Source organism: Dyadobacter sp. HNCC25DJ186 (assembly GCF_056895235.1).
In genome coordinates, this window is the sequence record NZ_JBXHAS010000002.1 from 200,425 (window position 1) to 213,865 (window position 13,441).

The following is a 13,441-nucleotide window of genomic DNA, read 5'->3' on the forward strand; positions in this document are numbered from 1 at the left end:
TGATCTACTTTGTAAATCATTGCGTTTAAATTAAATGCAAGATGAGATAGTAGTTAAGATTAGTGAGCTTTATTAAGGCTCATTAATTTCCAATTTCATTCTAAGCATTAAAAATCACATAAACACAAACTATTTCCCAGGTTTTGTCAATACTTCAAGCTCTTTCAACTCGGGCGTTGTTGTTGTTACACCATTTGATGGTACGTTTCCATTCGCAGTCCAGACAATTGCATTCAAAACCAGCATCCTGAAATTATCGTCTTGCCAGTTATTATGAACGTGTCCGCCGGTAAATCCAAAACTTCGCCCGCCTTGGGGTCGATTATATGCCCAGGCAATTGTCTGCGGTTCCTTGTTCTTTAAAACCGCTTCCCGAACGTATGGGTTGTTTGCATGTGATGCATCAGGCTTATCTAAGGTAGAGTCGGGGGGGAGTACTTTCAAAATCGGCGTTATATTTTTCTCATTTTCAACAAAACGCATGTGATAGTACCATTCGTCTCTAATCGCAAAAGGCTTCACGCCGTATGTGATAGGATGATCTGGCAGTTTTTTTATTTCAGGTGTCCAAAAGGGATTTACAGACCAATGCGTTTCAAAATAACCACCAACGAGCTCCCGGAATCTGTCTGCATCTTTTCCTTTTGGTAATTCCATAGTAAAATGAAGCACTACAAAACCAGTTCCATTATTCATCAGCGACTCCACTTCGGAAAGATGTGGGATTAAAATATGTCCTTCGGCACCGTCACAAAATAGTACGATGGTACTGGCATTTCGCAAGGCAGTTTCCTCCTTGGGCCATCCGTTATGATATACTGCGGTATCTATTTCCGGCATACCTTCTTTTAATTTTCTGGCAAGAAATGTTACGCCGCCATTGTATTCATGTTCGCCTTTCCCGTGACTATCCGGACCTGCGATGAAGATTATTTTCTTCCTTCCGGTTTTTGATTTTTTCTGTGGTTCAGATTGTCCAAATGAAATATCAGTTGAAAAAAATAGTATGCAAACGATAAAAAATGAATACTTCGTTGCCATAATTGGAGATGTTTAGTGGAGACTTAGATGTCGCCTTGATCGGCGAGTAAACATATTCTGCTAAAAAACCAGACCAGAAATTCCAAAGATTGGAAAATGTCTGATATGAAAATCGTTGATTATGAAATAAAAGGCAGTTTCGGGATTGAAGAATGTCGTTGGCGATCTATCTTTGAAAAACGTAATCTAAAAAAATTATGAAAATGAAGTTCACTCTTTTACTATTGCTTATATGCGGCGTTTCATTTGCACAAATGCCAGCCGCTGACGAGGTTAAAACGGCTAAGGGACCGCTGAAAATTCAGCCGCTTAATCATGCAACACTTGCCCTGACATGGAATGGAAAAACGATCTATGCTGATCCTTATGAAGGAGCAAAAACGTTTGAAGGTATTGCCGCACCGGATTTAATTTTAATCACGGATATTCATGGAGACCACTTCGACCCTGCGACACTGGAAGCACTTGATCTTTCTCACGCGATCATCGTCGCGCCACAGGCCGTTGCTGATAAGATGTCTGAGAAATTGAAAGAAAAATTGGTCATCGTTAATAATGGTCAAACGGTTAGTAAATTGGATATTTCTATCACGGCTATACCGATGTACAACCTGCCTGAGGCAGCCGATGCCAAACACACAAAAGGTAGAGGTAATGGTTATGTTTTGAAAATGGGCGGAAAGACGGTTTACCTAAGTGGAGATACTGCCGGTATTCCTGAAATGAGAGCATTGAAAAACATCGACGTAGCTTTCGTTTGCATGAATCTTCCTTATACTATGGATGTGCCGGAAGCTGCATCTGCTGTTCTTGACTTTAAACCAAAAATCGTTTATCCATACCATTATCGCGGTGCAAATGGGCTTAGTGATACGGAAGTTTTCAAGAAAACTGTAAACGATGGGAATAAATCAATTGACGTAAGATTACGCAACTGGTACTCCAAAAAGTAAATAAAAACTCCTCTGCTGATTTACTCGGCAGAGGAGTTTTTTAACATCACGTAATTAATCTTTGGATTGAATAACGCGCCGTCTAAGCAAGAAGATGCGGTTTCGTTTTATAGGTCTCCCATAAAAATTCGCCAAAGAGTGTATTGGCCCATGCAAACCAGGAACGGGTGAATTTTTTTGGATCATTTTTATGAAACGATTCGTGCATGAAACCGGTACCTGCGTTGCTATTTTTAAGCATGGTCACACATTCACGGATTTCCTTGTCATTCGTGCTGGTTAACCCGCGTACCGTGATCGCAATCGGCCAGATCATGTCTTTGCCAATATGCGGTCCACCTATTCCCTCGCCGGCAGTTCCCTTGAAAAAGAATGGGTTATTCAGGGATAATAGCATTTTGCGGGTGTTTTGGTAAACAGGATCAGTCACAGGCATAGCATCAAGATAAGGCATACCCAGAAGACTTGGCACATTAGCATCATCCATCAGGTTATAACTGCCATAACCATTCACCTCGTAAGCATAAACCTTACCATATTCCGGATGGGTCACCACGGCATGTTTTTTCAACGCAGTTTCCACCTCACTGGCTAACGCGCTCAACTCGTTCGCGGCTTTTTTATCCCCGGCTATTTTTTCGATCATTTTTGCCGCTTGTTTCAAGCTCACGACCGCGAAAAAATTCGATGGAATCAGAAATGAATAAATGGTCGCGTCGTCGCTTGGCCGGAATGAGGAACAAATCAGGCCAACCGGATTAACCGGGTATCCGTAACCAGCCATCGGCACGCCGTCTGTTGCCCAGGAAGTTTTCCGCTGAAAATGATACGGTCCATCGTCTTTTTTGCGCTGCTGTTCTTTAAATGTTTTCAGTGTCAGCATGACAGCCTCTTTCCATTTGTCATCAAACGGCGTCGTGTCTCCTGTCAATTCCCAATATCTGTAAGCAAGACGGATAGGATAACACAATGAATCGATCTCCCATTTCCGCTCATGCAAACCAGGTTTCATGTCCGTTTCGTCCGAAGCCCATTCTCCTACTTTATCAGGACTGTCGTAAAATGCATTGGCATACGGATCGCGTAGGATACAGACTGCCTGACGGTTAATGACGCCGGCAATTAGATTTTGTAATGATTTGTCTTTTTTGATAAAATGCAGATAAGGCCATACCTGCGCACTGCTGTCGCGAAGCCACATCGCATCGATATCACCGGTGATGACATACGTATCAGGTTTTGAGCCTTCCATTTTATGCGTCACAGTGGTATCAAGCGTATTAGGGAAACAGTTTTCAAACAACCAACCCAGTTCCTTATCTTTTACAGCTGATTTAAACTCAGCGATGGAATCTTCAATAATCTTGCTGCTGAATTTGCGCTGATCAGCAGGAACTCTGACAGTCGGATAATCCGCACGTGCAAACGAAGGGAACTTAGTCAGCAGAAGCCCGGTACCTAACAGTGCAGATTTCTTTAAAAATACGCTTCTTTTCATTAAAATGAATTTATTATAGGAATAGAAAAAAATTACCCGAAGGTATTTAATTCAAATTCATTTTTAATAAATCCGGTCATATTTGTTGCAAAAGCCGTCCTGAACCAGTGACCAAATTTTGAGTTACCTGAAGTATAAATGTTTTATCGGCAATACCAAACAGCAGCTTGAACCCATCAAAATCAAAGTAATGGATACCGGAATAATTATTTTGAAATTAATATTATAGAATAGAACTTGTGATAAAACAGCTTTATAAAAGGAATAACAATACAGCTTTGAAAATCGCTGATTGCAAGCACGGATATTAAAATAAAACTGTAAATAATGATTACTCAAACCAGAAATTTTGCTTTTACATCTTTATTCTTTCTGTCATTTTTCCCTGGTTGGGCGCAGAAACAGGCGGTTTACACCAAATATGTCAACACATTTATTGGTACGGCCCCGCTCACAGACCCGAAAATCCTTGGTTATAAATTGCCTGACGGCTGGCGACCCTGGGCAGGTTTAACCTTTCCGGGATCTTCGTTGCCGAATGCGATGGTGCAATTAAGTCCAATGACAGAATATGGGTCCGGCGCCGGGTATGAATATGAAGATTCAATTATTCTGGGTTTTACGCATACAAACAAGGGGCACTGGAATCTTTGTAACGTTCCAATTCTGCCTCTTTCCAAACCTGGTGAAAAATTCGGCTCCCGTTTTTCACATAAAAAAGAAAGCGCTGCTCCGGGTTTTTACCAGGTATTTCTGGAAGATTATCAGGTAAATGTCAGTTTAACTTCTACACTTCGGTCAGGATTTCATAAGTATGAATACAAAAACAACAAATCCCGGCAGATCCTTTTCGACCTTGCCCGTGCGAATAATAAAGTATCAGATTGGAAAATAGAGCAGATAGGAAAAAATGCCGTGCAGGGATATCAGCAGACTGGTGAGAAAATCTATTTTTATGCAAAGCTGAATACGGATATTGACAGGCTCGAAGAGAAAGAGGAGGGTGCCAAGACAGGATTTGCAATTGTACATTTGAAGGATGGTAGTTCGACTCCGGTCGAGGTTAAAATAGGCTTATCGTTCGTCAGTATAGAAAATGCGAAACAAAATCTTGAACAGGAAATCGGCGATAAAACTTTTGAGATAATACGCAGTGAAGCAAACCAAAAATGGGAAAAATTGTTGTCTTCGGTTCAGGTGAAAGGTGGTTCAGCCAAGCAAAAACAAATGCTTTATTCATGCCTGTACCGGTCCTTTTTGTGGCCCGCTTTGCGTAGTGATGTGAACGGCGAATTTACGGATGCAAAGAAAAATGTTGTCAAAGCAGACTTCGATTATTATACGGAGCCTTCTTTATGGGATACGTACCGAAATAAGGATGTGTTGCTTGGACTGATTTCGCCTGAGGTTACGCTGAACGTGATAAAGTCGATGAAAGATGTCGGAGACGAGACAGGTTTTATCCCTACATTTTTTCACGGTGATCACGGTGCTTCTTCCATTACGGGTGCATACCTGCGTGGAATCGATGATTTTGATGTTAAAGGAACGTATCAAATCCTTCTAAAAAATGCAAATATTGAGCACGGTGCCAGACCACATATTAAAGAATATATCGAAAAAGGTTACATTTCTGATCCCGATATTCCCAACCCTGAGGTAGAAACCAAAGCGAAAGCCGGTGTTTCGAAAACGCTGGAATATGCGTACGATGACTATTCAGTTGCACAGCTGGCGAAAAGTCTTGGCGACACAGCCAACTACCGGATTTTAATGGCCAGATCGAAAAATTACAAAAACATGTTTGATCCGGAGACGCGATTTATGAGAGGCCGACTGGAAAATGGTGATTGGATAAAACCGTTCAATCCACAGTATCCCTACTATGAATACATGTATCGGGAAGCAAACGCGTGGCAGGTTTCCTTCTTTGCACCGCATGATATGAAAGGTCTGATTGCGCTTTACGGCGGTGAAAAAGGATTTGAATCAAAGCTCGATTCTCTGTTCACCGTACCCTGGAACCCTGATTATATCGCAAGAAATGTGGAAACGATGATTGGGCAGTATTGTCACGGAAATCAGCCTGACCATGAGGCACCTTTCTCCTATCACTTTATCGGAAAACCGGAAAAATCTCAGAAAGTTCTGGATAATATTTTAAACAATTTGTACGGAATCGGCGAAGAAGGACTGGCACTCAGCGGTATGGATGACGCGGGTGAAATGTCTGCCTGGTACGTTTTCAGTGCTTTGGGTCTATATCCGTTCTCTGCAACCGATGCTGAGTATTTGGTAACAGCTCCACTTTTTGACGAGGTGACCTGGCGAACCAGTAATGGCAAAATGATTAAAATCAGTAAGCCTGGAATGGGTCGGGGCATAACTTCAATCAAGGTGAATGGCAAAGAAAACAAAGGATACTTTATATCGCATGATTTATTTAAAAACGGAGGGGAAGTTGAAATCCTGACAAAATAAATATTAAAGAGAAAAGCAAAAAGCGGTTAATGATAGCTCATTAACCGCTTTTTGCTTTTTACCAATGCTGTTATTAATATGCAGGATGTTGCTGCAAATTAGGATTTACATCCAGTTCGTCCTGCGGAACCGGAAAGGCATAACTTTTTTCAGTTGGTTTAAAATTAGTGATCCGTTTGATAATTGCGTTCTGGCGTTTTAAGTCAAAATAGGCATGACCTTCTTCGCAAAGCTCCCACGAACGTTCCTGGATAATTGCCTCACGAAGTGATTCTTTTGTCATCGAACCAGGGTTCAAAACTTCCAGTCCAGCCCGTTGCCTTACAAGATTTATACCTTTTACGGCTTCTGCGCTCGGTCCTTTTGCTTCATTTTCTGCTTCTGAGTGCATCAGTAAAACGTCTGAGTACCGCGTGATCGGCAAGTTGGTAGCATAGTCACCGGTACCTGTCGCTTTGTTATCATCAGGATTGTTGAATTTGTTGAAATGGGGCAGCGTAATTGTTTTTGGATATTCATAAACCGTCCCGTTTCCTCTGACATCGGTGTATGAAACTACAAATGTTTTGTTTCTTCGCTTATCCTGCGGACTCATAGAATCGAAAAATTTGGTTTCGGCAACCAATGAGGACCAGCCGTCCAGTTTCAACTGGTTTCCGCTACGAATACCAGTAAAAGTTGGAAAATCTTTTCCTAAGTTTATTCCGCTTTCAAGTTCCAAACTAAAAATATACTCTTTTCCGTGTTCATTCGCTATGGAAAAAACATCTGCATAATTGGCATGCAAACCGTAGCCGTATGCAGCGTTATTGATAATTTTATTAGCTTCCTCAGCTGCAAGAGGCCAGAATTCAGCTTTGTTCCAGGGTTTCCCAGCTCTTGTCAGATACGCCTTCGCCAGCATTGTTTGTGCCGCTCCGGAAGTAGCCCGTCCGATACCTCTGCCAGTCTGAACCGGAGGCAAAACCGAAAGCGCATATTTAAAATCCTCTATGATCAGATCCCAAACCTGGTCATCCGTATTGGCATTGGAAGGATATAGATCCGTTGCATTTTCAACTGTGACGTAAGGTACATGATCAAAAAAACGGACAAGAGTCAGATATGCCAGGCCGCGAAGAAATCTGGTTTCTGCCAGGATCTGATCTTTGTTTGCAGGCGTTGTATAGGTGATCCCGTCGGCGTATTGCATCACCGTGTTTGCGCGATTGACCATTCTGTACAAACCGCTCCAAATTGTTTTAAACCCAGTAGAGCTTGGCGTCCAGGTATATTGGTCCAATTCTGATCTCCAGGCTTCTCCGGAATTGTTTGGCCAGGACGATTCGCCGGGGTATTCAGCCGCAAGCCAAACCTGCCTTCCCCAGCAATCATTTGAGTGCATGGCATTGTAAACAGATACGACCGCAGCCTGCATATCAGCTTCCGATTTGTAGAAATTTAGAGGCGTAAGCGTATCATAAACTTTCTCTTCCAGAAAAGTCTCATGACATCCGAATATGCTCGTCACGAAGAGTGCTGAGGATATCCATATTTTGAAATTCGTTTTCATCATAATATTTTTAAATAGATTTTATATCTGATCAAAAGCCTACATTAACACCAACCAGGAAAGTCCGCGCGGCAGGATATGCGTTATAATCTACGCCCAATTGAAGGTTACTGTTACCTGGCGAATTGACTTCCGGGTCAAACCCTGAGTATTTTGTGAACGTCAGTAAATTCTGTCCTGTCACGTAAACCCGGCAGGAATTTATGCCTTTGGATGGTTTAAATGTGTACCCGAGAGAAGCTGTTTTTACCCGTAGAAAGGATCCGTCTTCAATAAGCCACGAAGACTGTAAAAGAAGTGGATTCACAGTAACACGTGCGCGGGGAATATTGGAGGTTGTATTCGTTGGCGTCCAGCGGTCTACTATTTCTTTTCTTTGGTTTCCCCATGGTCCGGAGACATTGCTTTCGGCACGTTGCACGTTTAAGATGTCGTTTCCGAAAGTTCCCTGCATGTAGACAGATAAATCAAATCCTTTGTAGGAGAAATTATTTGACCAGCCGTAGATAAAGTCAGGATTTGGGTCACCGACAATCATGCGGTCTTCTGCCAGGTTGATTGAGCCATTTCCGTTTTTATCAATAAAACGTGCATCTCCAAGTTTATCGTTTGCTGCAGAACGAGGCCCTGCATCAAATTGCTGCTGATTTTGGAAAACACCATCATATTGAAGCAGATTCCAAACACCAACAGGCAAACCTGGTTCAAGCCAGCTCCCGTTTATTTTCAAATGGCCAGAGATTTCGTTTTGTGTGGACGGAGTATAACCTGGAATTTCAAGCACTTTGTTACGGTTCATAGACCAGTTTGCATTCGAGCTCCACTTGAAATCTTTGACAAAAATTTCTCCGCCGATACTCAATTCAAGGCCTTTATTCTGAAGGCTCCCGATATTTCTGAAAATAGATCCGAAACCGGATGTCAGCGGAACACTTACATTCCAAAGCAGATCTGTCGTTTTCTTGTAATAATAATCAGCAACAAAATTTAGCCGATTCCCAAATAAGTCGAGATCGATACCAACATCCGTGGTAGCGGTAGTTTCCCAGCGAAGATCCGGATTGGCGATATTGTTTGGTGCCAGACCTGAAACCAAAGCGCCGCTCAGGTCATAGTTAAAAACATTCAGGCGAGCCAGTGAGCGATAGTTTTCGATATTCTGGTTACCTGTTTTTCCATAACTCGCACGAACTTTCAAGTTACTGATCGCATCGATGGATTGGATAAAAGATTCTTCAGATAACTTGTAACCAACCGCAACAGACGGGAAAAATGCCCATTTGTTATTTGCCCCGAATTTTGAGCTGCCATCAGAACGACCTGTTAACGAGAGCAGATATTTGTTGTTGTAGGTATAGTTAACCCGTCCCAGATAAGAAACCAGCTGGCTTTGATTTTTCCAGGAAATTGGACTCGCAAATACTGCACCGGCATCAAGTTTGTCGGCTCCATATAAATCAGTTAAGAAGTTGCTGGAAGAAGCGCTGAACTGCTGGTCCCGATCCATCTGGCGGGTATACCCTGCCACAACGTTGAATAAATGTTTGTTTATTTCTTTGTTGTAAGTCAGAATGTTTTCATTCAAATAGGACATGGAACGGCGGTTGGCCTGACCAGCTCTGCCGTTCGCATTGTAGCCATTTACAGTTTCGCGAGGTTCGTAAGTTTCGCGGCTCGCGTTGGACATATCAGTACCGACAGAAACTCTCAGAGAAAGATCCGTGATGATATTCCACGTAAAAGCCATCGTCCCCATCACGCGATCAACGTTCTGAAAATCTTTGTTGAACAATACAATAGGAACAGGATTGTGAACCGTGGATCCTCCGGGTGTTGGATTTAAGCGGGTGTAAGTTCCGTCTTGTTGGAAAATCGGTACAGTTGGAGGCATGATTAATGCAGCGTTTACCGTGTTTGCATTTCCACCGCCATCACCTTCCGAACGTCCGTTGTTTCCCCAAACTTTGCTGGTAGTAAGATTGGTGCTGAACATGATATTTTTGCTCAGCTTGGTATCAATATTGGCACGAATCGAAGCACGCTTGAAATCGGAACCGATCAATACGCCTTTCTGGTCAAAATAACTTCCGGATACAGCAATTTTTGTATTGTCATTACCACCGGAAATATTGATCGTATGGTTTTGAATTGCAGCCGACCGGAATATTTCATTTTGATAATCAACGCCTTCACCCATTGTTGCCGGATCCGGGAAATTGTAAAGATCTGCAGGGTTTGGGAAAACGGGTGTAGCCACACCATCGTTTACACGTGCTTCATTGACAAGTGTTGCAAACTCTCTGGCGTTCATCATATCCAGTTTTTTAATTACTTTCTGAACACCATAATAGCCGTCATAAGTCACCGAAGTTTTTCCTGCTTTTCCGCGTTTTGTCGTTACCAGAACCACACCATTTGCACCACGTGAGCCATAAATGGCAGTAGCAGAAGCATCTTTTAATATTTCCATCGAAGCGATATCACTCGGATTGATGGAAGCCAGTGGATTTTGCCCTGCACCGTTTCCTCCGGCAGTTCCCCCGGCCGTAATCGGATACCCGTCGATCACATAAAGTGGTTCGTTGCCGCTGCTCAAAGAATTTCCACCACGAATCCTGATTGAAACCCTTCCGCCAGGCGCAGAAGATGCCTGCGTAACCTGAACTCCGGCAGCGCGACCCTGGATAGCCTGATCAAAAGAAGTAGTTGGCAATTTTTTAAGATCTTCCGCTTTTATGGAAGATATGGCACCGGTCAGATCACTTTTTCTCTGCGTTCCGTAACCAACGACTACTACTTCTTCCAAAGCTTTGTCATCAACTTTGAGCGTTACATCCAGCGTTGTTCTGCTCCCCACTTCCAGTTCCTGAGTCAGATAACCTACGAATGAAAATACCAGTACAGTACCCTTATCCGTAATATCAATTTGATATTCTCCGGATGTGTTCGTGGTTGCACCTTTCGATGTGCCCTTGATGACAATATTAACACCAGGCAATCCTTCACCTTTTTCATCAATTACTTTACCGGTCAGAGCTTGCAGGAAAGAAGGTTTTTCTGCTGGTGTCATGACGGACTCTAACTTTATCTTTTCCTCTTTTTTTATAACAATATTCTTCTTGAAAATCTTGTAAGAAAGAGGCAAGTTCTGAAAAAGCTGATTCAAAGTCTGGTCGATGGTCGCATCTTTGATGCGCACAGAAACAAGGCTGGAAGTTGGCAAATCTAATTTATCGTACAAGAAAAGATAATCGGTTTGGCTCTCGATGGCTTTAAAGGCTGTTTCGATTGAAACATTTCTTTTGTCCAGTGAAATTTTCTGACTATACCCGATTGCAGTCACTTGCGACAACGTTGCCATGAGCAGTAACGTTACCAGTTTCATGGTCAATAACAGTTTAGCTGGTATGGTCAACCGGTAAGATTTGCCACGCCGGAGTAAAAATTTTATTTTCATATATTTGTAAGATTTAGGTAAAATAATAATTGCTCTCTGAACAGCGCATTTGATTGTTGAGCCTGAGTTTATTCAGGGGAAATGTTCGCAGCATTTTCCCTGTTTTAGTCTCAAACCCAGTCTAATCATGTTGGTGGTTTTGAAGTTGATTTCATAGTTAAGACGTTATGGGATTTTAGGATTAAATTTGAACGTATTAGTATATACGATTTAGGGTCTAGGCCGAGATAATTATTTTTTTATTTTCGATTTTGCAATTCACACCAGCGTATTTGAGCATGTGCAGCAATTCGGAAATATTTACATCCATGGAAACCTTCCCGGTAAATTGCCGTACGGGAATCTTTCCCTGATATTCAATTTGAACGTCATACCAGCGGGCTGCCTTTTTCATCACCTCTTCAATAGTGGCGTCGCGGAAATAGAACTGGCCCTTCTTCCATGCAATCGCCTCTTCGATATCCACTTCTTTCTTGCTTATTTGTCCTGATGTACCGATTGTTGCTTGTTGTCCAGGTTTTAAAAACATCTGGCTTCGGTTATTTTTTAACGAAACGGAACCTTCAACGAGTGTTGTTTTGGAGGAAGCTTCGTCCATGTACGCCATCACATTGAAGCTCGTACCCAGTACTTCAATTTCATTTTCCAGAAAGGAAACTTTGAAAGGCCTGTTTTTATCTTTGACCACTTCAAAAAATACTTCGCCTGTAACTTCAACCTTCCGTTCGTTTTTAGAGAAGATAGCCGGGAATTTAATAGACGACGAAGAATTAAGCCAAACTTTACTTCCATCAGGTAAAACAATTTGATATTGTCCGCCTTTCGGTGTCGAAAGTTTGTTCATCTGGTTGACGGGCTGGATAATATCCGGATTCGTAGCATTGTAGACCAGCTGGCCATTTTCTTTTTTGTGGACTTCTGTGCTGCCTTGTTTAGCCAGGACTCCATTTGCTGCACTGTCCAGAACGATGGTCGAGCCGTCTGCAAGGGTAAGCAACGCGCGGTTGCCGCCTGGTGCATAATCGGTTATCGTTGACTTGACAATTGCCACGGCTGGTTTGGCAGATTTTGACTGAAATTTGTAAAGAGCACCAAATCCAAAGAGTACGATAATAGCCGCGGCCGCATAACGCCACCAATAAAAAGTGTTCAGAGCCGGAGGTTCAATATCCTGCTCCATCGTCGCATCTGGGCTAACAATCGCGTTGAATATTTTTTCGCTTTCTTCTTTCGAAAAAAATGAATCGTTATGGTCTGATTTTTCCCAATATTCCTCAAGCAACGCAGCCATTTCCGGATCATTTTTTCCCGCTCTTACGAGTGACATCAATTCCTCAGTTTCGTCAGCGGTAGCCTCGCCGGAATAATACCGGTAGAAGAGATAAGCCAGTCGGGTAGAAAATTCATTCATATTATAACAATCATTTCTGGAAAGTACAATCTTCTCGTTTGTATCTAAGACAGAAAAATTGTTAAAAAAGGGGGTATTGGAATGGGATTATTTTTAAATAAAGTTGGACATAAAAATTATAACACTGATAATCAGTTTTTTACGAATGTAGGATGTAATGGATTCGGTGGAAATCTGAAGATATTTTTTTACTGTCTCACGAGACAGACTCAGACGGTCTGCGATTTCTGCATATTGTAGGCGCTCATGCCGGCTCATCAAATAAACGAGCCGCTGTTGTGGCGGAAGGTGGTCAATTGCTTCGTCGACGAGCATATAGCGTTCATTATCCTCAGCAACTTCTTCGCATTGCGTGTCGGAAATGATATCATCAAGGTTTGTCGTTAAAGCTTTTTCATTAGCAATTCGTTTTAAACAATTAAGCGCGTGATTTTTTGAGATGACAAAAAGATAAGCCTGGAAATTGACGGTTTCGGAAAGCGAGGCCCTGTTCGTCCATATCTTCAAAAAAACATCCTGAACTATTTCTTCGGCCAGTTCATGCGACTTCGTAATCCGGTAGATATGTGCCCCAAGTTTCTGATGATATTTGTTGAACAACCGTCTGAAAGCCCTTTCATCGCCAAGAGCGACTTGCTGCAACATATCATTTTCTTCAATGTTAGGAGCCAGGTACGACATTTTTCAAAACGTTGTCATGAAGTTATTTTGACCGAAATTTTTTTAAATTTCAATAACAATGCTAAAATAAACTTACAGTGAAAATAAAATAATTTATAAAATAAGTAAATATAACACTATTTATAATACATAATCGATTGCTTTTTTGCTATTCTTCGTGGTTTTATTAACACTCACGTAAGGAAGTATGCCAGACTACAATTATACTTATCACAGCGCATTAAATCGTCTATCTGATTTTTCTGATCTCAATTAATTATCAAAACACTTGTATGATAATTTTTTATTAATTTACTTTGTCTATCAATTTTATATACTAATAATCTTTATTCATAAGCCACCTATGGTAAGGAGACAAATCATTCAA

General features: G+C 41.8%; 8 protein-coding genes. 2 read left to right on the plus strand and 6 right to left on the minus strand.

The genetic code is table 11. From position 1 onward, the window contains the following. Window positions 1–129: 129 nt before the first annotated feature. A complete protein-coding gene (locus tag AC1XUO_RS05755) occupies window positions 130–1,041 on the minus strand; it encodes a ThuA domain-containing protein (protein WP_483328816.1) in 912 nt (303 codons plus the stop codon). Window positions 1,042–1,238: 197 nt separating this feature from the next. Between AC1XUO_RS05755 and AC1XUO_RS05760 the strand changes: the two genes are divergently transcribed. Continuing rightward, a complete protein-coding gene (locus tag AC1XUO_RS05760) occupies window positions 1,239–1,994 on the plus strand; it encodes an MBL fold metallo-hydrolase (RefSeq protein WP_483328817.1) in 756 nt (251 codons plus the stop codon). Between the two features lie 82 nt (window positions 1,995–2,076). On the opposite strand, the gene AC1XUO_RS05765 is transcribed toward AC1XUO_RS05760, so the two are convergent. Then, window positions 2,077–3,492, minus strand: a complete 1,416-nt coding sequence (locus tag AC1XUO_RS05765; RefSeq protein WP_483328818.1) for a glycoside hydrolase family 125 protein — start codon at window positions 3,490–3,492, stop codon at window positions 2,077–2,079. 327 nt (window positions 3,493–3,819) lie between these two features. Between AC1XUO_RS05765 and AC1XUO_RS05770 the strand changes: the two genes are divergently transcribed. After that, the gene (locus AC1XUO_RS05770; protein ID WP_483328819.1) at window positions 3,820–5,973 is read left to right on the plus strand and encodes a GH92 family glycosyl hydrolase; all 2,154 of its coding nucleotides are present in this window, start codon (window positions 3,820–3,822) and stop codon (window positions 5,971–5,973) included. Between the two features lie 73 nt (window positions 5,974–6,046). On the opposite strand, the gene AC1XUO_RS05775 is transcribed toward AC1XUO_RS05770, so the two are convergent. The 4 genes from AC1XUO_RS05775 to AC1XUO_RS05790 all read right to left on the minus strand — a co-directional run bounded on the left by AC1XUO_RS05775 (window position 6,047) and on the right by AC1XUO_RS05790 (window position 13,074). Continuing rightward, window positions 6,047–7,528: a RagB/SusD family nutrient uptake outer membrane protein gene (locus AC1XUO_RS05775; RefSeq protein WP_483328820.1), complete on the minus strand. Its 1,482-nt coding sequence runs from the start codon at window positions 7,526–7,528 to the stop codon at window positions 6,047–6,049. A gap of 28 nt (window positions 7,529–7,556) precedes the next feature. Next, window positions 7,557–10,982, minus strand: coding sequence for a TonB-dependent receptor (locus AC1XUO_RS05780; RefSeq protein WP_483328821.1), 3,426 nt, complete (start codon window positions 10,980–10,982; stop codon window positions 7,557–7,559). A 217-nt stretch (window positions 10,983–11,199) separates the two neighbouring features. Next, complete coding sequence (locus AC1XUO_RS05785; RefSeq protein ID WP_483328822.1) at window positions 11,200–12,393, minus strand: FecR family protein; 1,194 nt, start codon at window positions 12,391–12,393, stop codon at window positions 11,200–11,202. A gap of 93 nt (window positions 12,394–12,486) precedes the next feature. Continuing rightward, window positions 12,487–13,074 carry an RNA polymerase sigma factor gene (locus AC1XUO_RS05790; protein ID WP_483328823.1) on the minus strand — a complete coding sequence of 196 codons (588 nt, stop codon included), beginning with the start codon at window positions 13,072–13,074 and terminating at the stop codon, window positions 12,487–12,489. Between the last annotated feature and the right edge of the window lie 367 nt (window positions 13,075–13,441).

Bases quoted from the DNA above. Each gene is read 5' to 3' on its own strand.
- AC1XUO_RS05765 (WP_483328818.1), bottom strand. From the start codon at position 3,492: ATGAAAAGAAGCGTATTTTTAAAGAAATCTGCACTGTTAGGTACCGGG.
- AC1XUO_RS05785 (WP_483328822.1), bottom strand. From the start codon at position 12,393: ATGAATGAATTTTCTACCCGACTGGCTTATCTCTTCTACCGGTATTAT.
- AC1XUO_RS05790 (WP_483328823.1), bottom strand. From the start codon at position 13,074: ATGTCGTACCTGGCTCCTAACATTGAAGAAAATGATATGTTGCAGCAA.
- AC1XUO_RS05775 (WP_483328820.1), bottom strand. From the start codon at position 7,528: ATGATGAAAACGAATTTCAAAATATGGATATCCTCAGCACTCTTCGTG.
- AC1XUO_RS05780 (WP_483328821.1), bottom strand. From the start codon at position 10,982: ATGAAAATAAAATTTTTACTCCGGCGTGGCAAATCTTACCGGTTGACC.
- AC1XUO_RS05755 (WP_483328816.1), bottom strand. From the start codon at position 1,041: ATGGCAACGAAGTATTCATTTTTTATCGTTTGCATACTATTTTTTTCA.
- AC1XUO_RS05770 (WP_483328819.1), top strand. From the start codon at position 3,820: ATGATTACTCAAACCAGAAATTTTGCTTTTACATCTTTATTCTTTCTG.
- AC1XUO_RS05760 (WP_483328817.1), top strand. From the start codon at position 1,239: ATGAAAATGAAGTTCACTCTTTTACTATTGCTTATATGCGGCGTTTCA.